Annotated in this window: 23 protein-coding genes; 9 read left to right on the top strand and 14 right to left on the bottom strand. The window is 71.3% G+C overall.

Features of this window, described 5'->3' with window-relative positions; genetic code table 11:
- The first annotated feature begins 37 nt into the window (after positions 1–37).
- From C6N31_RS33765 to C6N31_RS33725, 9 genes are all read left to right on the top strand, one after another.
- Complete coding sequence (locus C6N31_RS33765; RefSeq protein WP_138354838.1) at positions 38–1,453, top strand: ATP-binding protein; 1,416 nt, start codon at positions 38–40, stop codon at positions 1,451–1,453.
- Positions 1,450–1,872 carry a roadblock/LC7 domain-containing protein gene (locus tag C6N31_RS33760; protein WP_138354837.1) on the top strand — a complete coding sequence of 141 codons (423 nt, stop codon included), beginning with the start codon at positions 1,450–1,452 and terminating at the stop codon, positions 1,870–1,872. The genes C6N31_RS33765 and C6N31_RS33760 overlap by 4 nt, the downstream gene beginning before the upstream one ends.
- Entirely contained in the window at positions 1,869–2,225 is a 357-nt protein-coding gene (locus C6N31_RS33755; RefSeq protein WP_138354836.1) for a DUF742 domain-containing protein, read from the top strand. Before C6N31_RS33760 ends, C6N31_RS33755 begins: the two co-directional genes overlap by 4 nt.
- Positions 2,200–2,814, top strand: coding sequence for a GTP-binding protein (locus C6N31_RS33750; protein ID WP_138354835.1), 615 nt, complete (start codon positions 2,200–2,202; stop codon positions 2,812–2,814). Before C6N31_RS33755 ends, C6N31_RS33750 begins: the two co-directional genes overlap by 26 nt.
- The gene (locus tag C6N31_RS33745; RefSeq protein WP_187144813.1) at positions 2,811–4,055 is read left to right on the top strand and encodes a cytochrome P450 family protein; all 1,245 of its coding nucleotides are present in this window, start codon (positions 2,811–2,813) and stop codon (positions 4,053–4,055) included. The genes C6N31_RS33750 and C6N31_RS33745 overlap by 4 nt, the downstream gene beginning before the upstream one ends.
- On the top strand, positions 4,052–5,284 hold the full coding sequence (locus tag C6N31_RS33740) for a cytochrome P450 family protein (protein WP_138354834.1): 1,233 nt from the start codon (positions 4,052–4,054) through the stop codon (positions 5,282–5,284). The genes C6N31_RS33745 and C6N31_RS33740 overlap by 4 nt, the downstream gene beginning before the upstream one ends.
- A 171-nt stretch (positions 5,285–5,455) precedes the next feature.
- Positions 5,456–6,541 carry an alpha/beta fold hydrolase gene (locus C6N31_RS33735; RefSeq protein ID WP_198358955.1) on the top strand — a complete coding sequence of 362 codons (1,086 nt, stop codon included), beginning with the start codon at positions 5,456–5,458 and terminating at the stop codon, positions 6,539–6,541.
- Between the two features lie 100 nt (positions 6,542–6,641).
- Positions 6,642–7,358 (top strand): peptidoglycan editing factor PgeF, encoded by a 717-nt coding sequence (pgeF, locus tag C6N31_RS33730; protein WP_138354833.1) that lies wholly within the window; start codon positions 6,642–6,644, stop codon positions 7,356–7,358.
- Between the two features lie 188 nt (positions 7,359–7,546).
- The gene (locus tag C6N31_RS33725; protein ID WP_138354832.1) at positions 7,547–8,398 is read left to right on the top strand and encodes a siderophore-interacting protein; all 852 of its coding nucleotides are present in this window, start codon (positions 7,547–7,549) and stop codon (positions 8,396–8,398) included.
- A 103-nt stretch (positions 8,399–8,501) separates the two neighbouring features.
- Here the strand turns inward: C6N31_RS33725 and C6N31_RS33720 are convergent, their stop codons facing one another.
- From C6N31_RS33720 to pafA, 14 genes are all read right to left on the bottom strand, one after another.
- On the bottom strand, positions 8,502–9,281 hold the full coding sequence (locus C6N31_RS33720) for an ABC transporter permease (protein ID WP_198358953.1): 780 nt from the start codon (positions 9,279–9,281) through the stop codon (positions 8,502–8,504).
- On the bottom strand, positions 9,278–10,297 hold the full coding sequence (locus tag C6N31_RS33715) for an ATP-binding cassette domain-containing protein (protein ID WP_138354830.1): 1,020 nt from the start codon (positions 10,295–10,297) through the stop codon (positions 9,278–9,280). The genes C6N31_RS33720 and C6N31_RS33715 overlap by 4 nt, the downstream gene beginning before the upstream one ends.
- 197 nt (positions 10,298–10,494) lie before the next feature.
- Complete coding sequence (locus C6N31_RS33710; protein ID WP_138354829.1) at positions 10,495–11,181, bottom strand: PadR family transcriptional regulator; 687 nt, start codon at positions 11,179–11,181, stop codon at positions 10,495–10,497.
- Positions 11,182–11,358: 177 nt separating this feature from the next.
- Positions 11,359–14,175 carry a DEAD/DEAH box helicase gene (locus C6N31_RS33705; RefSeq protein ID WP_198358951.1) on the bottom strand — a complete coding sequence of 939 codons (2,817 nt, stop codon included), beginning with the start codon at positions 14,173–14,175 and terminating at the stop codon, positions 11,359–11,361.
- Between the two features lie 105 nt (positions 14,176–14,280).
- Complete coding sequence (locus C6N31_RS33700; RefSeq protein WP_138354827.1) at positions 14,281–15,168, bottom strand: diacylglycerol kinase; 888 nt, start codon at positions 15,166–15,168, stop codon at positions 14,281–14,283.
- 78 nt (positions 15,169–15,246) lie between these two features.
- Positions 15,247–16,173: a twin-arginine translocase subunit TatC gene (gene tatC, locus C6N31_RS33695; protein WP_138354826.1), complete on the bottom strand. Its 927-nt coding sequence runs from the start codon at positions 16,171–16,173 to the stop codon at positions 15,247–15,249.
- Between the two features lie 61 nt (positions 16,174–16,234).
- Positions 16,235–16,516, bottom strand: a complete 282-nt coding sequence (gene tatA / locus C6N31_RS33690) for a Sec-independent protein translocase subunit TatA (protein ID WP_138354825.1) — start codon at positions 16,514–16,516, stop codon at positions 16,235–16,237.
- A gap of 279 nt (positions 16,517–16,795) precedes the next feature.
- Positions 16,796–16,999: a hypothetical protein gene (locus C6N31_RS33685; RefSeq protein WP_138354824.1), complete on the bottom strand. Its 204-nt coding sequence runs from the start codon at positions 16,997–16,999 to the stop codon at positions 16,796–16,798.
- 112 nt (positions 17,000–17,111) lie between these two features.
- Entirely contained in the window at positions 17,112–17,372 is a 261-nt protein-coding gene (locus C6N31_RS33680; protein WP_138354823.1) for a hypothetical protein, read from the bottom strand.
- Between the two features lie 9 nt (positions 17,373–17,381).
- Entirely contained in the window at positions 17,382–18,329 is a 948-nt protein-coding gene (locus C6N31_RS33675; RefSeq protein WP_138354822.1) for a helix-turn-helix transcriptional regulator, read from the bottom strand.
- A gap of 14 nt (positions 18,330–18,343) precedes the next feature.
- Complete coding sequence (locus C6N31_RS33670) at positions 18,344–19,285, bottom strand: helix-turn-helix transcriptional regulator (protein WP_138354821.1); 942 nt, start codon at positions 19,283–19,285, stop codon at positions 18,344–18,346.
- A 109-nt stretch (positions 19,286–19,394) separates the two neighbouring features.
- Positions 19,395–19,766, bottom strand: coding sequence for an FKBP-type peptidyl-prolyl cis-trans isomerase (locus tag C6N31_RS33665; protein ID WP_138354820.1), 372 nt, complete (start codon positions 19,764–19,766; stop codon positions 19,395–19,397).
- A 41-nt stretch (positions 19,767–19,807) separates the two neighbouring features.
- Entirely contained in the window at positions 19,808–20,821 is a 1,014-nt protein-coding gene (locus C6N31_RS33660) for an FKBP-type peptidyl-prolyl cis-trans isomerase (RefSeq protein WP_138354819.1), read from the bottom strand.
- A 156-nt stretch (positions 20,822–20,977) separates the two neighbouring features.
- Positions 20,978–22,339, bottom strand: coding sequence for a Pup--protein ligase (gene pafA / locus C6N31_RS33655; RefSeq protein ID WP_138354818.1), 1,362 nt, complete (start codon positions 22,337–22,339; stop codon positions 20,978–20,980).
- Positions 22,340–22,348 lie beyond the last annotated feature (9 nt).

Raw genomic sequence — 22,348 nt, 5'->3', positions numbered from 1 at the left:
GTTCCCCCCGCTCCCTGATCTCCCTGAGGTCCATTCGATGATCGAAATACCGGACCTGGCCGCCGGCGGCCTGGCCGCCGGGACCGTGTTGGCGTTCGTCCTGGGGGGCGGGCTGTTGCGCTCGCGCCGTCACCGGGCCCGGCAGGGCGAGGAGATCGCCGCCCTGCGCACCCATCTGGACGGCGCGCGGCAGGAAATCGGCCGTTCCGCAGACGCGTTCACCGCCGAGATCGTCCACTTGGCGAACCAGCGCATGCCGGCCGAGGCCACCCGCGCCGCCCACCCGCACATCCAGGTGCCGGGGCCGCTCCACCCGGAGCTCGCCGGCACCGGTCTTGGCGCGGGCCTGGACAGTGTCCTGGACGGGCTGCTGACCGCCATGGCGCAGGAGCGCAAACGGGTCGACGCGGCCGCCCGCGCGGGCATGCGCGGCGCCACCCGGGACATCCAGGCCGGGCTGTACCGGCTGCAGGACGTCCTGCGCGGCATGCAACAGCGCTACGACGACCCGGAGTTGTCGCAGACGCTGTTCGCCCTCGACCACGAGAACGAGCAGTCGCTGCGGCGCGCGCAGGTCACCGCCGTGGTGTGCGGTGCCTGGGTGGGGCTGGCCCGTGAGGAGTCCCATCTGGTGGAGGCGGTGACCGGTGGCCAGTCCCGGCTCGTCGGCTACCACCGGGTGCGGATCCACAACCACCTGGAGCCGGGCATGGCGCTCGTCTCGCACGCCGTGGAACCCGTCGCGATCATCGTCGCCGAACTCCTCGACAACGCGCTGCGGCACTCCGCTCCGGACACCGAGGTCACGGTGAACCTCGAACGCGCCCACCACGGCGTCTCGGTCACGATCGACGACGCCGGGGTCGGCATGGCCACGGACGAACGGGCCTACGCGCAGCGGATGGTGGCGGGACGTGACCCGATCCTGCTGTCCGAGCTGGGCGACCCGCCCCGGATGGGGCTGGCCGCGATCGGCCAGCTGACCCGGAAGTTCGACCTGTCCGTCGACCTGTCGTCGCCGTCGCCCTACGGCGGCGTCCGCGCGGTGCTGCTCGTCAAGAACCACCTGCTCAGCCGGATCGACCCGGTCGAACGGCCGCCCGCCGCCAGCACTCCGCGCTCCACCCGCCCGGAGGCGCCGGCGGAGGCGCGGCCCGTGCCGCACACGCGGACGCACACGGCCGCGCACACCACGGCGCAGCCGGCGGCCCCCGTCGCCGCGCGCGACTCCGCCGTCATCACCCATGAACCCGCGCCGGACGGCGACGCCCTGCCGCAGCGCCGCCGCAGGGCCCGCGCCGACGCCGTGCCCGCCCAGGCGGCGGCCGAGCCGGCCGCACCGCGGGTGCGGGAGCGGACCCCCGAGGAGGCGGCCGCCGCGCTCGGCGCCCTGCAGTCCGGGACCGCCGCGGCCCGATCCGCACTCGAAACCGAAGGGAACGACCCGCGATGACCAGCCGAGAAGCCGGTGACACGGCGTGGGTGCTCGACCCGATTCTGGAGATCCCGCACGTCCGGGCGGCCGTCCTGCTCACCAGGGACGGGCTGGTCTCCGGGTTCTCCGCGGCACTGTCGCAGGCCACCGCGGAGCGCACCGCCGCGATCACCAGCACGGTGCAGGGCGCGTGCCGGGCGGCCGCCGCGGCCTTCGCGGACCAGGACGACGCACAGATCCGCCAGATCGTCATCGAGTCCGACCACGGCTACATCCTGGTCGCGCCCACCAGGCACGGCTCGGTCGTGGCCGCCTTCGGCGACCCGGAGGTCCGGCTGGACCTGCTCGCCCACCGGGTGCACTCGCAGGTGGCACGGCTCGGTGAGAAGGCGATGGCCGCCGCGCCCCGGGGAGCCGATGGCGGCTCTCCGGTATGACGGGCCGCCGGAGCGGCCGCCCCCTGGTCCCCGCGTATCTGTCCACCGGCGGGGTGGCGCGGCCGAGCCGCAACAGCCTGGAGCGCCTCTCGGTGCTGACCGGCGGGGAGCACGTCCCCGACGGGCTCCCCGCCGCCCGGCACGCGCTGCTCAAGGCGCTGGACGGCGGCTCGCTGACCGTGGTGGAGACCGCGGCCCTGCTGGAGCTGCCGGTCTCCGCCGTACGCGTCCTCGCCGCCGATCTGATCGACCTGGGGCTGGTGAGCGCCCGCCCGCCGGTACCCCTGGCCGCCCTGCACGACCCCGACCTGTTGAAGAGAGTGGCCGATGGCCTCCGCGCCCTCAAGCAGTAGCACCGGCACCGGTGGCCTGCACCTGCCGGACAGCGCCCGCGATCTGGTGAAGATCCTGGTGGCGGGCCCGTTCGGGGTGGGCAAGACCACGCTGATCGACTCGGTTTCGGAGATCCGTCCGCTGCACACCGAGGAGCACATGTCCGAGGCGTCGGTCCAGGTCGACGACCTGGCCGGGGTGCGGGACAAGACCACCACCACGGTCGCCATCGACTTCGGGCGGATCAGCCTGGCGGGCGGCGTCGTGCTCTACCTGTTCGGCACTCCCGGCCAGGAGCGCTTCCGTTCCCTGTGGGCGGACATCGCCTACGGGGCGCTCGGCGCGCTGGTGCTGGTCGACACCCGCCGTATCGACGACTCCTTCGACGTGCTCGGCCTGGTGGAGGAGACGGGGCTGCCGTACGCCGTGGCGCTCAACACGTTCCCCGACTCGCGGCCGTACACCGAGGACCAGCTCCGCCGTTCCCTGGACCTGGATCCCGGCACGCCGATGGTGAGCTGCGACGCCCGGGACGCCAACTCCTCCATCGACTCGCTGCTCGCCCTCGTCCAGCACCTGATAGCCCGCGACCGTCCGGAGACCTGGTGAACCCCTCTCCCTATCCCGCCCCCGCCGAGACCTTCTCGCTGTCCGCGCCGGTGCGCCTGTGGGAGGACGGCTTCGCCGCCGACCCGCACGCCTACTACGCGACGTTGAAGGCCCAGGGCCCGATCGGCTGGGCCGAGCTCGCGCCCGGCATCCCCGCGTACGTCGTCACCGACCGGCGAGCCGCCCTCGAGGTGCTGCACGACCCCGAGACCTGGTCGCACGACCCCCGGCCGTGGGAGGCCACGGTCGCCGAGGACTCGCCGATCCTCGGCATGATGCGCTGGCGCCCCAACACCCTGTTCTCCGACGGCGACGCCCACATCCGCTACCGCCGCACCCTGGTCGACGCCTTCGACCTCGTGGAGCCGCACGACCTGCGTGAGCGGGTGCACCACGCGGTGGACGTCCTGGTGAACCGGTTCGGCCCGGCGGGCAGCGCCGACCTCGTCGCCGACTTCGCCCGCCCGCTGATGTCGCTGATCTTCAACAACCTGTTCGGCCTGCCGGACAGCGAGAGCGGCCGGCTCGAAGCGGCGCTGGGCAAGATGATGGAGGGCGGCGCCGACTCCGCCGAGGGCGAGGCCGAGTACGGCAGTTACGTCATGGGGCTCGTCGGCGCCAAGAGCGCGCAGCGCGGCGAGGACCTGACGAGCTGGCTGCTGGACCACCCGCTGGAGCTGACCCCGGAAGAGGTCGTCTGGCAGGTCTTCCTGACCCTGGGCGCGGGCCATGAACCCAGCGCGAACCTCGTCTCCAACGCGCTGTCCCGCATCCTCGGCAACCCCGCCTACTACTCGACGCTGACCAGCGGTTCGCGCCCGGTCATGGAAGCGGTCGTCGAGGTGCTGCGGTACGAGACACCGCTGGCGAACTACGGCATCCTCTACGCCCGCGAGTCGCTGAGCTTCCACGGTGTCTGGGTGCAGGCGGCCGTCCCCGTCGTCGTCTCCTACGGCGCCCTCGCGCTCTTCTCCGAGCAGGAGTTCGCCGGGGCCCACCACCCCCGCGACGCCTCGCATCTGTCGTGGTCGGCGGGCGAGCACGCCTGCCCCGTGAAGCAGCAGGCCCTGCTGATCGCCACCGAGTCCATCGAGCGGCTCACCCAGTGGCTGCCCGACCTGACGGCGACCACCCCGCGCGAGGACCTCAGCTGGCGCCCGGGACCGTTCCACCGCTCCCTGAAGGCGCTTCCCGTCCGCTTCACCCCGCGTATCCCCGACCAGCCTGGAGACCGAGCATGACCGTGTCCCCCCGTGTGGCCATCGACCCGTTCGGCGCCGACATCCCCGCCGAGAGCGCCCGGCTGCGTGCTCTCGGCCCAGTGGTGGCCGTCGAGCTGCCGGGCGGCATCCCCGCCTGGGCGCCCACCGGCTACGACACCCTCAAGGCGCTGATCCTGGACCCACGGGTCAGCAAGGACCCGCGCAAGCACTGGTCGCTGTTCCCGGAGATCGGCGAACACCCGGCCTGGGGCTGGATCATGGGCTGGGTCGGGGTGGTCAACATGCTGTCGACGTACGGCCCGGACCACACCCGGCTGCGCAAGCTCGTCGCCCCCAGCTTCACCGCCCGGCGCACCGAGGCGATGCGCGCCCGGGTGGAGCAGATCACCACCGAGCTCCTCGACCGGCTCGACGCCTCGGGCGCGTCGGGCGAGCCGGTCGACGTACGGGCCGGCTACGCGCACCCGCTGCCGATGCAGCTGATCTGCGAGCTGTTCGGTGTCCCGGACGAGCTGCGCGAGGACACCGGCCGGCTGATCGCCGCCATCATGGACACCTCCGATCCCAGCCCGGAGCACGCCGCGTCCGTCCAGCACCAGATCGGCACCGTGCTGCCCGCGCTCATCGGCCACAAGAGCGAGCACCCCGGCGACGACATGACCACGGAGCTCATCAAGGTCCGTGACGAGGAGGGCGACCGGCTCAGCGACGAGGAGCTGCTCTACACCCTGCTCCTCGTCATCGGCGCCGGCTTCGAGACCACCGTCAACCTCATCGGCAACGCCGTGGTCGCGCTGCTGCAGCACCCCGAGCAGCTCGCGGCGGTCCGCGCCGGCGAGATCGGCTGGGACGGCGTCATCGACGAGGTGCTGCGCGTCGCGCCGTCCATCGCGTCGCTCCCGCTGCGGTTCGCCGTCTCCGACATCACCATCGAGGGCGTGACGATCCCGGCGGGCGACGCCATCGTCACCACGTTCGCCGCCGCGGGCCAGGACCCGGAGCACTACGGGCCGGGCGCCGCCGAGTTCGACGCCGCCCGGAAGTCGGACGACCACCTCGCCTTCGGCATCGGCGTCCACCGCTGCATCGGCGCCCCGCTGGCCCGGATGGAGGCCCTCACCGCGCTCCCCGCGCTCTTCGAGCGCTTCCCGGACCTCCAACTCGCGGTCAAGGCGGATGAGTTGCGGCAGGTCCCGTCGTTCATCGCCTACGGCTGGCAGGAGATCCCGGTCCGGCTGCACGGATAGGGCCTGGGCCGCGGCGCTGCTCCCCCGGGAGTACGCGCCGCGGACCGGCTGCCGCGGACGAAGTAGCGCCGGCCCCTCCTCGCGCCGGACGCGGCGGAGAGCGGCCGGGGGCGAGAGTGTCCGTGGGGGCGGTCCGCCCCCGACGGGCCATCGACGACCGGGACAGCCGCCTTGGAACACGCACGAACGAACGAAGAGTCCGCCGCGGACACCGTCCCGCAGGCGCCCGCCGCCGATGCGCCGGCGGAGGTGCCCGCGGAGGCGCCGTCCGGTCCCGCCCCGGCCCCGCGGCGCTCCCGGCTGCGGTGGTGGGCCCGGCGTACCGCGCTGGTCTGTGCGGCGCTGCTGGTCACGGTGACCGCCGCGTCGTTCGTGTACAACGTGTTCACCTCCGACCGGGCCGCGCCGCCACCGGGGCTGACGTACGTCGAGGCGGCCGGTGTCCACACCCGCTACCAGGCGTGGGGCGGGACGGGCTCGCCCGTCGTCCTCGTGCACGGGGCCTTCGAGTCGGCCGACACCTGGTCGCGGCTGGCCCCGCTGCTCGCCCGGAACCACCGGGTGTACGCCCTGGACCTGACCGGCTCGGGGTACAGCGAGCGGAGCGGCCCGTACACCGTCGACCACTTCACCCGGCAGTTGCTGGGTTTCCTCGACGCCATGCGGCTGGGCGGTCCCGGTGAGCGCCCGATCCTGGTCGGCCACTCCAGCGGCGCGGCGATGGTCGCCGAGGCCGCGCTGCGCGCGCCCGGGCGGATCGGCGGGGTGATGCTCCTCGACGGCGACGCCCTCGACACGGGCGCCGGCCCGCCGCCCGCGCTGCGTTACGTGCTGATCGATCCGTACCGCACCACCCTGCTGCGGCTCGGGCTCGGCTCCGACCGGCTGATCCGCAAGGTGTACGACTCCCAGTGCGGGCCCGGCTGCCCGCGGCTGGACGGCGCGGGTCTCGACCAGTGGCGGCGGCCGCTGCGGGTGGCGGGCGCCGAGGGCGCCCTGTGGAGCATGCTGGGCGAGGGCGTACCCGGCATGTCCGCCGACCGGCTGGCGGGGCTGCGCCAGGTGGATGTGCCCAAGGCTGCCGTGTTCGGCGCGCAGGACGACGTGTTCAGCCGGCGGACGCCGGCCGAGACCGCCGCACGCATCGGAGCCCCCGCCCCGACACTGATCCCCGGCGCCCGCCATCTGACGATGATCTCCAGCCCGGACGCGGTCGCCGCCGCGGTGGAAGCGCTCGCCGGCCGTACCGCCGGGTGATCCGGCAACCGGCGCGGGCCCTCCGGGGCGGGCCGCCGCTCCGGCCGGTACCGGCCGGGGCCGTACGCTGCTGGCACAGGCCGACCGAGGGAGACCGCGCATGGAACTGGCACCGCGAGTGCGGTACGCCGTCACCGACCGGCACGGCGGGGTGAGCAGGGCCCCGTACGACAGCAGGAACCTCGGCGGGGCCACCGGCGACGACCCGGCCGCCGTCCGCCGCAACCGGCAGCTGACCGCGTTCGAGCTGGGTCTCGACACCTCACGGGTCGTCCACATGCGCCAGGTGCACAGTGCGACGGTGGCCGATGTGACCGCGCCCTTCGGCCCGGACGCGCCGCCGCTCGACGCCGTCGTGACCTCCGAGGTCGGCCTCGCGCTGGCCGCGCTGGCGGCCGACTGCGCCTCGGTGCTGCTGGCCGACCCGGTGGCCCGGGTCGTCGGCGCCGCGCACTCAGGACGGGTGGGAACGGTGGCCGGCGTCGTGCCCGCCACCGTCGACGCCATGGTCGCCAAGGGCGCCGACCCGGCCCGGATGGTCGCCTTCATCGGGCCGACCGCCTGCGGCGCGTGCTACGAGGTGCCCGACGCCATGCGCGAGGAGATCTGCGCCACGCTCCCCGAGGCGTGGGCGACCACCACCCAGGGCACCGCCGGACTGGACGTACGGGCGGGCATCGCCGGGCAGTTGACCCGCGCCGGCGTGGCCGAGGTCCGGCACGACCCGCGCTGCACCATCGAGTCGAAGGAACTGTTCTCGTACCGGCGGGAGCAGACCACCGGGCGGTTCGCCGCCTACGTCTGGCTGACGCGGTAGTCGTCGGCGATGGCGGTGACCGTGTCGGTACTCATGTGGATCATCAAAGGGAACCGGCGCTCCGGTGGCGGGAGTTCACCGGCCTAGTGATCATTCCGATATGCGCCGCCCAGGATATGGACCAATCAGTTAGGCTTACCTAAGTTGTGTCCGAGTTACCCAGGTGAACGAGAGGGTGGGAAGAGTCCATGGCGGACCGTCCGGCGCGCAGGACCCCGAAGCTCAACCGGGCGCGCGTACTGCGCACCGAACGCATCACCCCGCACATGATCCGTGTGGTGCTCGGTGGCGAGCAGCTCGCGGACTTCGGTGCGGGCGAGCACACCGATCACTACATCAAGCTGCAGTTCCCTGTGGACGGGGTCGCGTACCCCGAGCCCATGGACCTGGAAACGGTCCGCCGGGACTTCCCCCGCGACCAGTGGCCGCGCACCCGCACCTACACCGTGCGCGCCTGGGACCCGCAGGCGGTGGAACTGACCGTCGACTTCGTGCACCACGGCGACGAGGGCATCGCCGGCCCGTGGGCGGCCCGGGTGCAGCCCGGCGAGGAAGTGCTGTTCGGCGGCCCCGGCGGCGCGTACTCACCCGGCGAGGACGCCGACTGGCATCTGCTCGCGGGTGACGAGAGCGCCCTGCCGGCCATCGCGGCGTCCCTGGAGCGGCTGCCCGAGGGAGCGCTCGCGAAGGCGTTCATCGAGGTGGCGGGCCCCGAGGAGGAGCAGGAGATCATCCCGTCGGGGAAGGCGGACATCGTCTGGCTGCACCGCGGCGACCGGCCGATCGGCGCCGCGCTCGTGGAGGCGGTGCAGGCCCTGGAGTTCCCGCAGGGCACCGCACAGGCCTTTGTGCACGGCGAGGCGACGTTCGTGAAGGAACTGCGGCGCCACCTGCGGATCGACCGCGGCCTGGAGCGCGGGCAGCTCTCCATCTCCGGCTACTGGCGGCGCGGCGCCGACGAGGACGGCTGGCAGGCCTCGAAGCGCGAGTGGAACCAGCAGGTCGAGCAGGAGCAGGAAGCCGTTCCGGCCACTTCCTGACAGCGGCGTTGCTGACGGCGGGCGCACCACACGGCGGCGCGCTGAGCGCACACGGCGGCCGGGCCCGGATGTTCCGGGCCCGGCCGCCGTTTCCGTACCGTCCTCAGACCGACTTCTGGTACGCGCGGAAGGTGCGGGTGGACAGCCACACCGCGGCCACCGCCAGCGCCAGCAGCGCGCCGCCGCGGCTGAGCACCGAGCCCCAGTCGGGGTCGGCGGCCATCGCCGAACGGCCCGCCACCAGCGCCCAGTTGACCGGGTTGAAGTCGGCGATGTGCCGCATCCACGACGGCATCAGCGTCACGGCCATGAAGGCCGAGGACAGGAACGTCAGCGGCAGCAGCAGGAAGGTGTTGATGCCGATGATGCTCTCGCGCTGCCGCACCAGCATGCCGAGCGCGTTGGAGAACGCGCCGAACACCGTGCCGAGCAGGATCGACGCGATGACCAGGATCACCAGTCCGGTGACGCCGCCCGGGTAGTCGGCGCCGCCCAGCTTGCCCAGCAGCACGATCACCACGGACTGCAGCGCGGTGCTGATGCCCTGCTGCACCACGTTGGCGTTCATCAGCGCCGCCCGGCTGACCGGGGTGACGAGGAAGCGGTCCAGCGTGCCGCGTTCGATCTCCTCAAGGGTGCCCATGCCCGCCCACATGCTGGAGGACAGGGCGCTCATCACCACCACGCCCGGCACCAGGTAGTCCAGGTAGGACGTGGTGCCGAAGCCGCCCAGCTCGACGACCTTGCGGAACAGCGAGCCGAAGAGGAACAGCCAGATCACCGGCTGCACCAGGGTGATCACCAGGAACGCCGGCTGCCGCAGGATCGCGGTCAGTTGACGCTGCGTCATGTACCAGGTGTGGTTCAGGGTCGCCGTACTCATCGGGCACCTCCAGCGGTGGCCGGGACGGGAGCGCCGTCACCGGTGTCGGCGTCCGCGAAGCGGCGGCCGGCGTACCGCAGATAGACATCGTCGAGAGAGGGCCGGGCCACGGTCACCGAGGCGACGGCCGCGCCCTCGCGTTCGAGGACGGCGAGCACATGCGGCACCGCGGAGGGACCGTCGTCGGCGCGGGCCCGCAGATGACGGCCGTCGACGACCGCCTCCCGGACGCCCGCGAACTCCGACAGCGCCGTCTCCAGCAGCCGGGCGTCGAGCGGACCGGTGTCCTCCCGCAGCACGACCTGGACGGCGTCGCCGTGCAGTTCGCCCTTCAACTCGTCGGGGGTGCCCTCGGCGACGACCCGGCCGCGGTCGACGATCGCGACGCGCTCGGCGAGCCGGTCGGCCTCTTCGAGGTAGTGGGTGGTCAGCAGGATCGTCAGGCCCTCGTCACCGGCCAGCCGGGAGATCTCCTCCCACATGGCGGTGCGCGCCTCGGGGTCGAGACCGGTGGTGGGCTCGTCGAGGAACAGCACCTCGGGCCGGTGGACCAGCCCGATGGCCACGTCCAGCCGGCGCTGCATACCGCCGGAGTACGTCTTGACCAGCCGCTTGCCGGCATCGGTGAGATCGAAACGGTCCAGCAGCTCATCGGCCCGCCGGGTCAGCGCGGCGCCCCTGAGCCCGTAGAGCCGCCCCTGCAGAAGCAGGTTCTCCCGGCCGGTGGCGACCGGGTCGGCGCCGGACTTCTGCGCGACCACGCCGATGGCCCGGCGGACCCGGTCCGGATGGCGCAGCGCGTCATGGCCCGCGACGATCGCGGTCCCGGAATCCGGACGGGCGAGCGTGGTGAGGATCTTGACGGTGGTCGACTTGCCGGCGCCGTTGGGGCCCAGCAGTCCGAAGACCGTGCCCGCTCCGACGGTGATGTCCATGCCGTCCAAGGCCTTGATGCCGCCGGGATACGTCTTGATCAGATTGAGCGCCGCCACAGCGGGCGCGCGGGTGGTCGTCATGAGGTGCCTCCGCATATCGGTGTTCGGTGTCTGCCGAACCGATCGCGGGAAGGAGCCGGGCTATCCTGGGTGTGCCGCACCTGGATCGCCTGGCACCTGCTTCGCGCGGTTGTCCGGCCGATGGGTTACGCCTCCGGTGTCCGCTGTTCCCGCAGCGGGCGCCGGAGTTGTTGTTTCCGGGGGTGGTACTCCCGAGGTCAGAGCTCCTTCATGTGCTCCCTGAACTGTTCGCCGATCCCGGAGTCCGCGACCCGCTTCTCGATCTCCGCCCATTCGCCGGGGATCTCGCCGCTCTGCTGCCAGGACCGCCACTCGGCGACGCCGGAGACCGTTCCCGCGGCCAGCTCGGCGAGGAAGCCACGGGTCCAGGCGATCTCCGCCTCGACCATGTGGACCTGGTACTCGGTCTCGATGAGGAACATCCGGGGCAGGTCCCCGTCCAGCTTGCCGAGCACCCCGCGGATCGCCGCCACCTGGATCTCCAGCTTGGCGACCCGCTCCCCGAGCAGCCCGACCGCCTCGTCCGGCGGCAGCATCAGAATCAGCGAGAGCGCCGCCTCATAGGCCGGATACTCCCGCACCGGCACGGCCACCAGATCGGCGAGCCAGTCGTGCATCTCCACCCGCCCGGACGTGGTCAGGCCGTACAGGGTCCGCTCGGGACGGTTACCCTGCCGCTGCGTACCGGCGATCTCGACGAATCCGTGCTTCTCGAGGTTCTGGACGACGGTGTAGAGCGAGCCGTAATTGATCTTGATGCTCTGCTCCTTCCCCCGCTGCCGAAGCACCTGCGCAATCTCGTACGGATGCATCGGCCGCTCCCCCAGCGTGGCCATCACCGCCAGCGCCAACGGATTGGACAGCTTCCGCCGCTTCGCCATCATCCTCACCTCGCTTCCGGATATCCGTGGCCGAGCATATCGCGTGTACGCGAGTGCGACAAGCGCGATACATCGCGAGTTTGGCGCAGGGCTCGCAGAGCCTCGGGGCTCTGTCACGACACACCAAAAACCCCGCCCACCGGTGGATCCGGCGGACGGGGTGTCGGGTACGGCGTGGGCTCAGCCCACTGAGGAGTACGCCACTACTCCGCGGCGCAGGGCGTCGACGGCCTTGCGGGCGTTCTTGCGGACCGGGCTGTCGGTGGGGGCCGCGTCGGAGATCTGGCCGAGTACGTCGATGACCTGCTTGCACCAGCGGACGAAGTCACCGGCCGGCATCTCGGCGTCACCGAGGACCGCGTCCAGGCCGTGGCCCGACGCCCAGCGGTAGACCGGCCAGGCGAAGCCGAGGTCCGGCTCGCGCTGGCCGACGCCCTCGGTCTGGTGGATCCGGTGGTCCTCCTCCAGCGCGTCGAGCCGGCCCCAGATCCTGACCATCTCGGCGAGCGCCTCCTTGGCGTTGCCGGTCGGGAGCTTGGGCGCCAGCGCGTCGTCGGACTGGCGGGCCTCGAAGACCAGCGCCGAGACGCACGCCGCCAGTTCGGCCGGGCCGAGGCCGTCCCAGACGCCCTCGCGCAGGCACTCACTGGCCAGCAGGTCCAGCTCGCCGTAGAGCCGGGCGAGCCGCTTGCCGTCGGCGGTGACCTGCTCGCCCTGCAGATAGCCGAGCTCGGTGAGCAGCCCGCAGATCCGGTCGAAGGTGCGCGCGATGGTGTTGGTGCGGCCCTCGATGCGCCGCTCCAACTGCTTGGTGTCGCGCGCCAGCCGGTGATAGCGCTCCGCCCAGCGGGCGTGGTCCTCGCGCTCGTCGCACCCGTGGCAGGGGTGCGCGCGGATCTCGGTGCGCATCCGGGCGATCTCGGTGTCGTCGGCCGCCGCGGCCCGCGACTTGCGGTGCCGCTCCGGCTCGTAGTGCCCTGCCTTGGTCCGCATCGCGGAGGCCAGGTCGCGGCGGGACTGCGGGCTGCGCGGGTTGAACGACTTCGGGATCCGCATCCGGTCGACGGCTTCGACCGGCACCGGGAAGTCGATCTGCGCCAGCCGCTTGACCTGCCGTTCGGCGGTGAGCACCAGCGGACGCGGGCCGTCCTGATGGTCCTCGTGCCGCCGGTGGCCGGGGCTGCGGCCGGCCGGGACACCGGGTTCGAGCACCAGCGCGAGCCCGGCGTACTTGCCCGCCGGGACATGGATGATGTCGCCCGGCTTGAGCTTCTCCAGCGCGTCCGACGCGGCGGCCCGCCGCTGCGTGGCGCCCTGCCGCGACAGTTCGGCCTCGCGCTCCTTCAACTGGCGGCGCAGCCGCATGTAGTCGTCGAAGTTGCCGAGGTGGCAGGTCATCGACTCCTTGTAGCCGTCGAGCCCCTCCTCGTTGCGCTGCACCTGCTTGGAGATCCCGACGACCGACCGGTCGGCCTGGAACTGCGCGAAGGAGGTCTCCAGCAGCTCCCGTGAGCGGTGCCGCCCGAACTGGCCGACCAGGTTGACCGCCATGTTGTACGACGGCTTGAAGGACGAGCGCAGCGGATACGTCCGGGTGCCGGCCAGCCCCGCGACCGCGCCCGGGTCGAAGCCGCGCTGCCACAGCACGACGGCATGGCCCTCGACGTCGATACCGCGGCGGCCGGCCCTGCCGGTCAGCTGGGTGTACTCGCCGGGGGTGATGTCGGCGTGCGTCTCGCCGTTCCACTTCACGAGCTTCTCGAGCACCACGGAGCGGGCCGGCATGTTGATGCCCAGGGCCAGGGTCTCGGTGGCGAAGACCGCCTTGACCAGGCCCTTGAGGAACAGCTCCTCGACGACCTCCTTGAAGGTCGGCAACATGCCGGCGTGGTGCGCGGCGACGCCGCGCTCCAGGCCCTCCAGCCACTCGAAGTACTTCAGGACGTGCAGGTCCTCGTCCGGGATCGCCTTGGTGCGCTCCTGGACGATGGCCCGGACCCGCTCCCGGTTCTCGTCGCTGTTCAGCCGCAGCCCGGCGTACAGGCACTGCTGGACGGCCGCCTCGCAGCCGGCCCGGCTGAAGATGAAGGTGATGGCCGGCAGCAGCCCCTCGGAGTCGAGCCGGTCGATCACATCGGCGCGGCTGGGCGTCCAGACCTTGCCGCTCGACCGGCGCTCCCGCTCCCGGTCCGCCTCGTAACCGCGCTTGTGCCGGTCACGGGGGTGGACGGTCCGCTGGTTCTCCATCCGGGCGAGGCGTACGAGGTCCGGGTTGACCTCACGGCGGGCGGCCTCGGCGGCGCCCTCCTTCTCCTCGAAGAGGTCGTACATCCGGCGGCCGGCCAGCACGTGCTGCCACAGCGGCACCGGGCGGTGCTCCGAGACGATCACCTCGGTGCTGCCGCGCACCGTGTCGAGCCAGTCGCCGAACTCCTCGGCGTTGGAGACGGTCGCCGACAGCGACACCAGCGTCACGGACTGCGGGAGGTGGATGATCACCTCTTCCCAGACGGCACCGCGGAACCGGTCGGAGAGGTAGTGGACCTCGTCCATCACGACATAGCCGAGGCCGTCGAGCGCCGAGGATCCGGCGTAGAGCATGTTGCGCAGCACCTCGGTGGTCATCACGACCACCGGTGCGTCGCCGTTGACACTGTTGTCACCGGTCAGCAGACCGACCTTGTCCGCGCCGTACCGCTGGACGAGGTCGCTGAACTTCTGGTTCGACAGGGCCTTGATCGGGGTGGTGTAGAAGCACTTGCGGCCCTCGGTGAGGGCGAGGTGGACGGCGAACTCGCCGACAATGGTCTTTCCGGAGCCGGTCGGCGCGGCGACCAGCACTCCGCTTCCGGCCTCCAGAGCCTGACATGCCGCGATCTGGAACGGATCCAGGTCGAAGTCGTACAGCGCGCGGAACGGCGCGAGGGCAGTGGCCTGATCGGCCGCGCGACGCCGGTCTGCGGCGTAGCGCTCGGCGGGGGACATCTCATCGGTCATCTTGCCACCGAGCGTACCGGCCCCCACCGACACACCGCGTGATCTTTTATTCGTATCGACGCCCGGACCCGCGGCGGACGGGCGGCGGACCAGCGCGGTCGAACATCAGACCAGTAGCCGCAGGGCCCCCGGCACCGTCACGGCGGTCATCGGCAGCGGCCCCATCCGCTCACCGTCCGCGTATCCCGTCACCCCGTCCGCGGCGAGCCGCACCCGCGCCGCCCGGTGCACGGTGACCTTCGGATGGCTGGGATGCGTCCCCCGGTACACCCGGGGGAAGACCGTCAGGAGCGTGGTGCGGCTGCACGGCCCGACGACGGTGATGTCGAACAGCCCGTCGTCGAGGGCCGCGTCGGTACAGATCCGCATACCGCCGCCGTACGACGACCCGTTGCCGACCGCGATCAGGGTCGCCTCGATCTCCCGTTCCGGGCCGTCGTCGAGCTGGATCCGGTACGGGATCGGGCGCAGGGCGGCGAGTTCGGCGAGCATCGCGACGTCGTAGCGGAAGCGCCCGGTGGGCCAGCGCATCCGGTTGCCGCGGTCGTTGACCCGCGAGTCGAAGCCGGAGGCCAGTACGGTCCCGAACCAGCGGTCCCCCACCCTGCCCAGGTCGACGGCCCGGGTGCGCCCGTCCTTGAGCGCGTCGGCCACCGCGCGGCCGGCGGCCGCGGGGTCGCGGACCGGCAGCCCGGTGGCGCGGGCGAAGTCGTTGCCGGTACCCACCGCGATCACGCCCAGTGGGGTGTCGGTGCCCGCCACCGCCTGCAGCGCCAGTGAGACCATCCCGTCGCCGCCGACGGCCACCAGTGCGCCGGTCCCCGCGGCGACCGCCTCGCGAGCCCGTACGAGGGCGTCGGCGGCGTCCTGGCCGACGACGGTGCGGACAGTGAACCCGGCCTCCCGCAGCGCGTGGGCGGCCGGCTGCGCGGCCTGCGCGCCCCGGCCGCGCCCCGCGGTGGGATTGACGAAGAGCGTGATGTCGCTGGTCACGCGCGGACCCTACCGCGCGTGATCACCCGCGTCGAGGTCGAGCGGCGAGCGACGACGGTCGAGGTGCGACGGTCGGGATCAGGTGGCGTCGTCGAAGTCGTCGGTGGGACGCTCCGACGCGGCCGGGGCCGGTGCGGCGCCGACCTGCTCGGGAATGTGGTCGAGGCTGGACGCCTCGTCGTCGTCGAGCGAGAAGTCCGGATCGGCCTCGCGGCGGCGGCGCTTGCGGAGGTCGTTGAAGAACGCGATCCCCACGGCCCCGAAGTACAGGAACACGATGGGAGCGGCGAGCAGCGACATCGAGAACGGGTCGCCGGTGGGCGTGGCCACCGCGGCGAAGATCGTGATGCCGAGGACCATCACCCGCCACCAGCCGAGCATGCGCTTGGCGGTGAGCACTCCGGTGAAGTTCAGCAGCACCAGCAGCAGCGGCAGTTCGAAGGCGCAGCCGAAGACGATGATCATGCGCACGACGAGGTCGAGGTAGTCGTCGAGCGGGAACAGGTTGCGCGCGTCGTCGACCGTCAGGTCGATCATGATCTGCGCGGTCTGCGGCAGGATCACGTAGGCGAGATAGCCGCCGCCGAGGAAGAGCGGCACGCCCGCGGCGACGAAGGAGATCGCGTAGCGCTTCTCCTTGGTGTGCAGTCCCGGCGCGAGGAACGCCCAGAGCTGGTACAGCCAGATCGGCGTCGTGGCCACCAGGCCGGCCATCAGGGAGACCTTCATGGCGATCGCGAACGGGCCGGTCAGCCCGTTCACCGTCATCTCCGCGCACGGCTGGCCGTCGGCGCCCTTGATCTGGCCGTTGACGCAGCCCACGGACTTCAGCACCGGGTGCATGAAGAATTGGATGATGTCGCGGTAGAAGAACGACGCGACGATCGTGACGACGATAATCGCCAGTACCGACTTCAGCAGCCGGTTGCGCAACTCACGCAGGTGATCCGCGAGCGGCATGCGCCCTTCGGGATCCTTCTCCTGCTTGCGGGCAGACTTGAGCACCCACGTCCTCGTCTCGTGCGGCAGCCGTCAGCGGCTTGTTGCGAACCGGTACGGGCTGAGGTCAGCCCTGGGTGGTGTGGTTCGGCTCCGTCACCGGGCGGGCGCTGGTCACATCGCCGGGCGCGGCCTGGATCGTCTTCGGCGCGGCGGGCGTGGACTCTGCGGTGTGGGTGTCGGCCACCGGAGCCTCGTCGTCCTTCTTCATCGCCTTGGCCTCGCTCTTGAGGATGCGGGCCGACTTGCCGAGCGACCGGGCCATGTCGGGAAGCTTCTTGGCGCCGAACAGCAAGATGATGACGAGAAGGATGAGGACGATCTCGAGGGGCTTGAGATTGCCGAGCATAAGTGTCTACCTTCTCACCGAGGCGGCGTGGGTCCATGTCTTCGGCGACCCGGACGTGTGTCCGTACCGCCGTACTGGCTGTGATCGTAGCCTGCGGTGGTAAACGACCGGCAACCCGTCGGCAACCACCAGGTGCGACCCCTGCCGCTCATTCATGGGGCCACGTTACGCAGCGTACCCTCCGGGACGGCCGGGAACGAGAGCCGTTGTGTAACACCGGAGCGGTCCCGGTCCGCGAACCCGGGATCACGCCAGGTCCAGGGGCCGGCGGGTGGCGCGTCACTGCCGGGAGATGTCCCCCGCGCGCTCCGCGAGCGGCTCCGCGGCCCGGCTCAGCCGGTCGGCGGCGCGGGAGAGGTCGTCGGTGCTCCTGGCCACCTGCCGGGCCAGCCGCTGGACCTCGGCGAAGAGCCGGACGGCGAGTGCGCCGAGCACGAGGATGCCGGCGGTCGAGAGGCCGACGTACAGGTAGAGCCACCACATGGCACCGACCCTATCGGCTCGGCCGGCGCCCGGATGTCCTCGGGGCACCGGGGCACCGGGGCACCGCGGCCGGCCGGGCCTCCGGACGGCGGCCGTGGCGCCGGCGTCGGCGTCAGCAGATGTGCAGGCGCATGGTGCGCACCCCGCCACCGGTGAGCAGCTCGATGATCCGCTCCCCCGCCGGCTTGCGGACCGCCAGCCCGCACTCCGGACAGGTGAAGGAGTAGAACGTGGTCCGGTGGGTGCGGCCGATCGCCAGCCGCAGCTCCTGCGACGCCAGCTCGAAACAGCCGCGGCAGTCCGGGCACGCGGCCTTGAAGAGCACCGCGGACGGCGCCGGGGCCGTCATCGTCGAGGTCGCTGCCCCCGTCATCGTCACTCCCTATTCTCCGTACGCCGCCAGCGCCAGCACGGCGGCCTCCCGCGCCCGGTCCGCGAGGTCGGCCGGCGAGACGATCCGGCCGTCCCGGCCCAGCCGCAGCGCGAGCCGGCGCAGCGAACCCGGGTCGGGGGTGCGCAGGCTGATCCGCAGGCCCCCGTCGGGCAGCTCGTCGGCGCTGTCGTACGGGTAGTACTCGGCGACCCAGCGGCCGCCGGGACCCACCTCGATGACGACCTCCGGGTCGTCGCCCGCCGGCTGCACCAGCCCGAGGGACAGGTCGCGCGGCTCGATCCGCGGCGGGTCGGACGGCTCGTCGAGCAGTTTGATCTCCGCGACCCGGTCGAGCCGGAAGGTCCTGCGGTCCTCCGACAGCCGGCACCAGCCCTCGAAGTAGGTGTGGCCGACCGCGAAGAGCCGGATCGGGTCCACCTCCCGCTCGGTCAGCGCGTCCCGGGCCGGCGAGTAGTAGCGGATCCACAGCCGGCGCCGTTCGGCGATGGCCCGGTCCACATCGGCGAAGACGCTGCCCTCGGACTCGAAGGTCACCGAGAGCTGGGAGCTGGCGGCCGCCACCTCGCCGGCCGCGGTCTCCAGCTTCGCGGTGGCCCGCAGCAGCGCCTGCCGGTCGCTGTCGCGCAGCCCCGGCAGGTTCGCCACCGCCCGCGCCGCCACGAGCAGCGCCGTGGCCTCGTCGGCGGCCAGCCGCAGCGGCTGCGCCACATCGTCGACGTTGTGCCACCAGATCCGCTCGCCGTCGGTGTCGATGTCGAGCAGGTCACCGCCGCGGAAGCTCGTACCGCACAGCGGCAGCACGTTCAGGTCGCCGATCAGCTCGGCCTCGGTGACGCCGAAGGCGCGGGCCACATCGGTGACGCGGGCGCCGGGGCGCTCCCGCAGATAGGTGACCAGGGAGAGCATCCGCCGGGTCTGGTCGATCGCGTTCGCCATGTCGTGAAGTCCCGTCAGTCCTTGGCCACGGCACGCAGCCGGTCCACCACATCGGCCCGCAGTTCGGCGGGTTCCAGGACCACCACGTCGGGGCCGAACTCCACCAGCCAGGCGTCGAGTCCATGCCCGTACGGGATCTCCAGTTCGTCCCATTCGGCGTCCACCGGCTCGGACGTCACGGCCTTGGCGCGCAGCGGATAGCCCGAGTCGCGGCGCAGCCGGATCCGGGCGGTCGCGGTGGCGCCCTCGCCGGCCCAGCTGGCGACGGCGGCACGGACGTCCACGTGGTCGGGGACCGGGGCGCTGAAGGCACCGCCGCGGGAGCGGACCTTGCCGGAGATGCGGGAGAGCCGGAAGACCCGGACCGCGCCGCGGTCACGGTCCCAGCCGGCCAGGTACCAGTGGCCGCGCCAGCACTCCAGGGCCCACGGCTCGACCTGCCGCGGCTCGGGGCGCACCGCGTTCGCCTTGCGGTAGTCGAAGGAGACGGCCCGGCGCTCGCGCGTCGCGACCATCAGCGGCTCGAACGCCGGTTCCGGGGTGGGGATTCGCGGTTCCAGCGCGCTGTGGGTGTCCTCGAACGGCACGCCCGCCGCCCGGAGTTTCTGCAGCGCGCCACTGGCGGCCTCGGCCAGCCGGGCCTGCTGCCACACCTTGGCGGCCAGGCTCAGCGCGGCGGCCTCCTCGGCGTCCAGCGCGATCTCGGGCAGCCGGTTGCGGTCACGGCGGGCCAGATAGCCCACATCGCCGTCGACGCTCTCCACCGTCTCGATGATGAGCCCGAGTTCCCGCAGATCGTCCTTGTCGCGCTCGAACATCCGGTTGAACGCGTCGTCGGAACCTATCTCGTGATAGGCCTCGATCGACTCGCGCAGTTCCCGTTTGCTGACGGGACGCCGGGTGTTCATCAGGCACAGCGCCAGGTTCATCAGTCGCTCGGCCTTGGCAATCGCCATCGCGCACCCTTCGTCTTCAGCTCTCGATCGACGACCGTACCGCTCCGGGGAGCTGCGGCAAAAGCGAGGGCCCACGCCTGCCGGCGTGGGCCCCCGGACACGCGCCTGCTCAGACCGAGATCAGGTCCACGACGAAGATCAGAGTCTCGCCCGGCTTGATCGCCGGGGTGGGGCTCTGGTTGCCGTAGGCGAGGTGCGCGGGGATGGTCAGCTGGCGGCGGCCGCCGACCTTCATGCCCTGCACGCCCTGGTCCCAGCCCTTGATGACGCGGCCGCCACCGAGCGGGAAGGTGAACGCGGAACCGCGGTTCCAGCTGGCGTCGAACTCCTCACCCGTGCTGAACGACACGCCCACGTAGTGGACGCTGACGTTCTGACCCGCCTTGGCCTCCTCGCCGGTGCCCTCCCAGATCTCCTTGATCTCGAGGTCGGCCGGCGGCTCGCCAACGGGGAAATCGATCTCGGGCTTCTCGATGCTCACTGCGGTAACTCCTTGATACGTTGCGGACAACCCGGACAGTCTTACACTGCTCCGAGAATCTCCACGACGAAAACGAGGGTGGAGTTGGCCGGAAGGTCGGCTCCCTTGGCCTCGGCCTTGTACGCCTGCTCCGGCGGGATGACGAGCAGCACCCGGCTGCCGACCTTCTTGCCGACGAGGCCCTTGTCCCAGCCCTCGATGACCTGACCCTGGCCGATGACGGTGCTGAACGGCGCCCCGGTCTTCCAGCTGTCGTCGAACAGCTTGGCCGTGTCCTTGCCCTCGTTGGGCTTCCAGGCCGCGCCGCTGTACTGCATGTAGACCGTCTGACCGCTCTTGATCACATCGCCCGTGCCCTCGATCAGGACCTTGTCGACGAGCGTCTTCGGCGGGTCGTTCTTCGGCACCGTGATCTTCGCCGCCTCCGCCTTCTCCGCGTCCACCTTCGGCAGGTCGGACGGGATGGCGGACTGCGTGCCCGTGACATGGCTCGGCATGATCCGGTCGATGTCGAGCACGAAGACGAGGGTGTCGGTGCCGGTGATACCCAGCTCCTGCTTGCCCTGCGAGCCGAACGCGGCGGCCGGCGGGGCGACGACCAGGACGCGGCTGCCGACCTTCTGGCCCAGTACGGCGTCACTGAAGGCCGGGATGATCGTCGGCGAGCCGGCCGGGATGACCTGCGCGGCGCCGCCCTTGTCGTAGGAGCCGCCGATCTCCTTGCCGCTCTTCCAGATCTTGCCGGCGAACTTGGTGACCACCAGGTCGTTCTTCTTGACCTCCGGGCCGGTGCCCGCGGTCACGGTGCTCACGACGAACTTCCCGCTCGGGTCGCCCTTGGGGATGGTGATGGTCGGCTTCTTGCCCAGCTCACCGGCGACGGTGGGCATCGGCGCGGCCGACGACACCGGCTTGGGAGCCGCGTGCTGCGTAGGCGTCGCGGAGGGCTTGGGGGTCGGCGAGTCGGCCTTCTTGTCCGAGCCGTCCCCTCCTCCGCAGGCCGCGGTGAGCATCAGAGCCGGCACGATGAGCGCGGCAGCGAGTCGGCGTCGCACAGTGGTCCTCGGGGTAGCTGGGATGGTCCGTCAGTAGCGGTCACTCTACGGCCTGCCCCGCATCACAGGACCCCGGCATGCCAGGGGCCCCGCACGCCACAGCGCGCGGGGCCCCTGAACACGAGCCACTGCCGATCACGTTCCGGCTTTCGTCGATCACATTCCGGCGATGAGCTTCTCCACCCGGTCGTCGACCGATCGGAACGGGTCTTTGCACAGCACTGTTCGCTGCGCCTGGTCATTGAGCTTCAGATGCACCCAGTCGACCGTGAAATCACGCCGCTGTTCCTGCGCGCGCCGGATGAAATCGCCGCGCAGCCTGGCCCGAGTGGTCTGCGGAGGAACGGATTTCGCCTCGAAGATCTTCAGATCACTGCAGATCCGCTTGGCCTGGCCCTTCTTCTCCAGCAGGTAGTACAGCCCCCGGCGGCGGTGGATGTCGTGATAGGCGAGGTCCAGTTGGGCGACGCGCGGGTGGGACATCGTGATGTTGTCCCGGTTCCGGTAGCGCTCGATCAGCTGGTACTTCATCACCCAGTCGATCTCGGTGCCGATGGCCGCCAGGTCACCGCTGCCGATCGACTCCAGCGCGCGGCCCCACAGCTCCAGCACCTGCTCGATCACGCCGTTGCGGATCCCGCGGCGTTCGCAGAAGTCAACAGCCTTGGAGTAGTACTCCTCCTGGATCTCCAGGGCGGACGCCTCGCGGCCGGTGGCCAGCCGCACCTTGCGGCGGCCGGTGATGTCATGGCTGACCTCGCGGATCGCCCGGATCGGGTTCTCCAGGGTCAGATCCCGCATCACGATGCCCGCCTCGATCATGCGCAGCACGAGGTCGGTGGCACCGACCTTCAGCAGCATGGTCGTCTCGGACATGTTCGAGTCGCCGACGATGACGTGCAGGCGCCGGTAGCGCTCCGCGTCCGCGTGCGGCTCGTCACGGGTGTTGATGATGGGTCGGGAACGGGTGGTCGCCGAGCTGACGCCCTCCCAGATGTGCTCCGCCCGCTGGCTGACGCAGAAGACCGCACCGCGCGGCGTCTGCAGCACCTTGCCCGCGCCGCAGATCATCTGCCGGGTGACCAGGAACGGAATGAGGATGTCGGCGAGGCGGGAGAACTCGCCGTGTCGCGCGACGAGGTAATTCTCGTGACATCCGTAGGAGTTTCCCGCGGAGTCGGTGTTGTTCTTGAACAGATAGACATCGCCGGCGATGCCCTCTTCGTGCAGACGCCGTTCGGCGTCCACCAGAAGGCCTTCGAGGATGCGTTCGCCGGCCTTGTCATGGGTGACCAGCTCGGTCAGATTGTCACACTCCGGAGTGGCGTACTCCGGGTGCGAGCCGACATCGAGGTAGAGGCGGGCGCCGTTGCGCAGAAAGACATTGCTGCTCCGGCCCCATGACACGACACGGCGGAAGAGGTACCGCGCCACCTCGTCAGGAGACAGACGCCGCTGCCCCCTGAACGTGCATGTGACGCCGTACTCGTTCTCCAGCCCGAAAATGCGGCGGTCCATGACTGAACA

The sequence above is a fragment of the Streptomyces fildesensis genome (genome assembly GCF_016107395.1).
In the GTDB taxonomy this organism is placed as follows: Bacteria; Actinomycetota; Actinomycetes; order Streptomycetales; family Streptomycetaceae; genus Actinacidiphila; species Actinacidiphila fildesensis.
The sequence above is the reverse complement of the archived record's forward strand: the minus strand, read 5'-3'. Positions and strand labels throughout refer to the sequence as shown.

Bases quoted from the DNA above. Each gene is read 5' to 3' on its own strand.
- C6N31_RS33670 (WP_138354821.1), bottom strand. From the start codon at position 19,285: ATGGCGATTGCCAAGGCCGAGCGACTGATGAACCTGGCGCTGTGCCTG.
- C6N31_RS33680 (WP_138354823.1), bottom strand. From the start codon at position 17,372: ATGACGGGGGCAGCGACCTCGACGATGACGGCCCCGGCGCCGTCCGCG.
- pgeF (WP_138354833.1), top strand. From the start codon at position 6,642: ATGGAACTGGCACCGCGAGTGCGGTACGCCGTCACCGACCGGCACGGC.
- pafA (WP_138354818.1), bottom strand. From the start codon at position 22,339: ATGGACCGCCGCATTTTCGGGCTGGAGAACGAGTACGGCGTCACATGC.
- C6N31_RS33705 (WP_198358951.1), bottom strand. From the start codon at position 14,175: ATGACCGATGAGATGTCCCCCGCCGAGCGCTACGCCGCAGACCGGCGT.
- C6N31_RS33675 (WP_138354822.1), bottom strand. From the start codon at position 18,329: ATGGCGAACGCGATCGACCAGACCCGGCGGATGCTCTCCCTGGTCACC.
- C6N31_RS33715 (WP_138354830.1), bottom strand. From the start codon at position 10,297: ATGACGACCACCCGCGCGCCCGCTGTGGCGGCGCTCAATCTGATCAAG.
- tatA (WP_138354825.1), bottom strand. From the start codon at position 16,516: ATGCTCGGCAATCTCAAGCCCCTCGAGATCGTCCTCATCCTTCTCGTC.
- C6N31_RS33685 (WP_138354824.1), bottom strand. From the start codon at position 16,999: ATGTGGTGGCTCTACCTGTACGTCGGCCTCTCGACCGCCGGCATCCTC.
- C6N31_RS33725 (WP_138354832.1), top strand. From the start codon at position 7,547: ATGGCGGACCGTCCGGCGCGCAGGACCCCGAAGCTCAACCGGGCGCGC.
- C6N31_RS33740 (WP_138354834.1), top strand. From the start codon at position 4,052: ATGACCGTGTCCCCCCGTGTGGCCATCGACCCGTTCGGCGCCGACATC.
- C6N31_RS33760 (WP_138354837.1), top strand. From the start codon at position 1,450: ATGACCAGCCGAGAAGCCGGTGACACGGCGTGGGTGCTCGACCCGATT.
- C6N31_RS33755 (WP_138354836.1), top strand. From the start codon at position 1,869: ATGACGGGCCGCCGGAGCGGCCGCCCCCTGGTCCCCGCGTATCTGTCC.
- C6N31_RS33710 (WP_138354829.1), bottom strand. From the start codon at position 11,181: ATGATGGCGAAGCGGCGGAAGCTGTCCAATCCGTTGGCGCTGGCGGTG.
- C6N31_RS33765 (WP_138354838.1), top strand. From the start codon at position 38: ATGATCGAAATACCGGACCTGGCCGCCGGCGGCCTGGCCGCCGGGACC.
- C6N31_RS33750 (WP_138354835.1), top strand. From the start codon at position 2,200: ATGGCCTCCGCGCCCTCAAGCAGTAGCACCGGCACCGGTGGCCTGCAC.
- C6N31_RS33720 (WP_198358953.1), bottom strand. From the start codon at position 9,281: ATGAGTACGGCGACCCTGAACCACACCTGGTACATGACGCAGCGTCAA.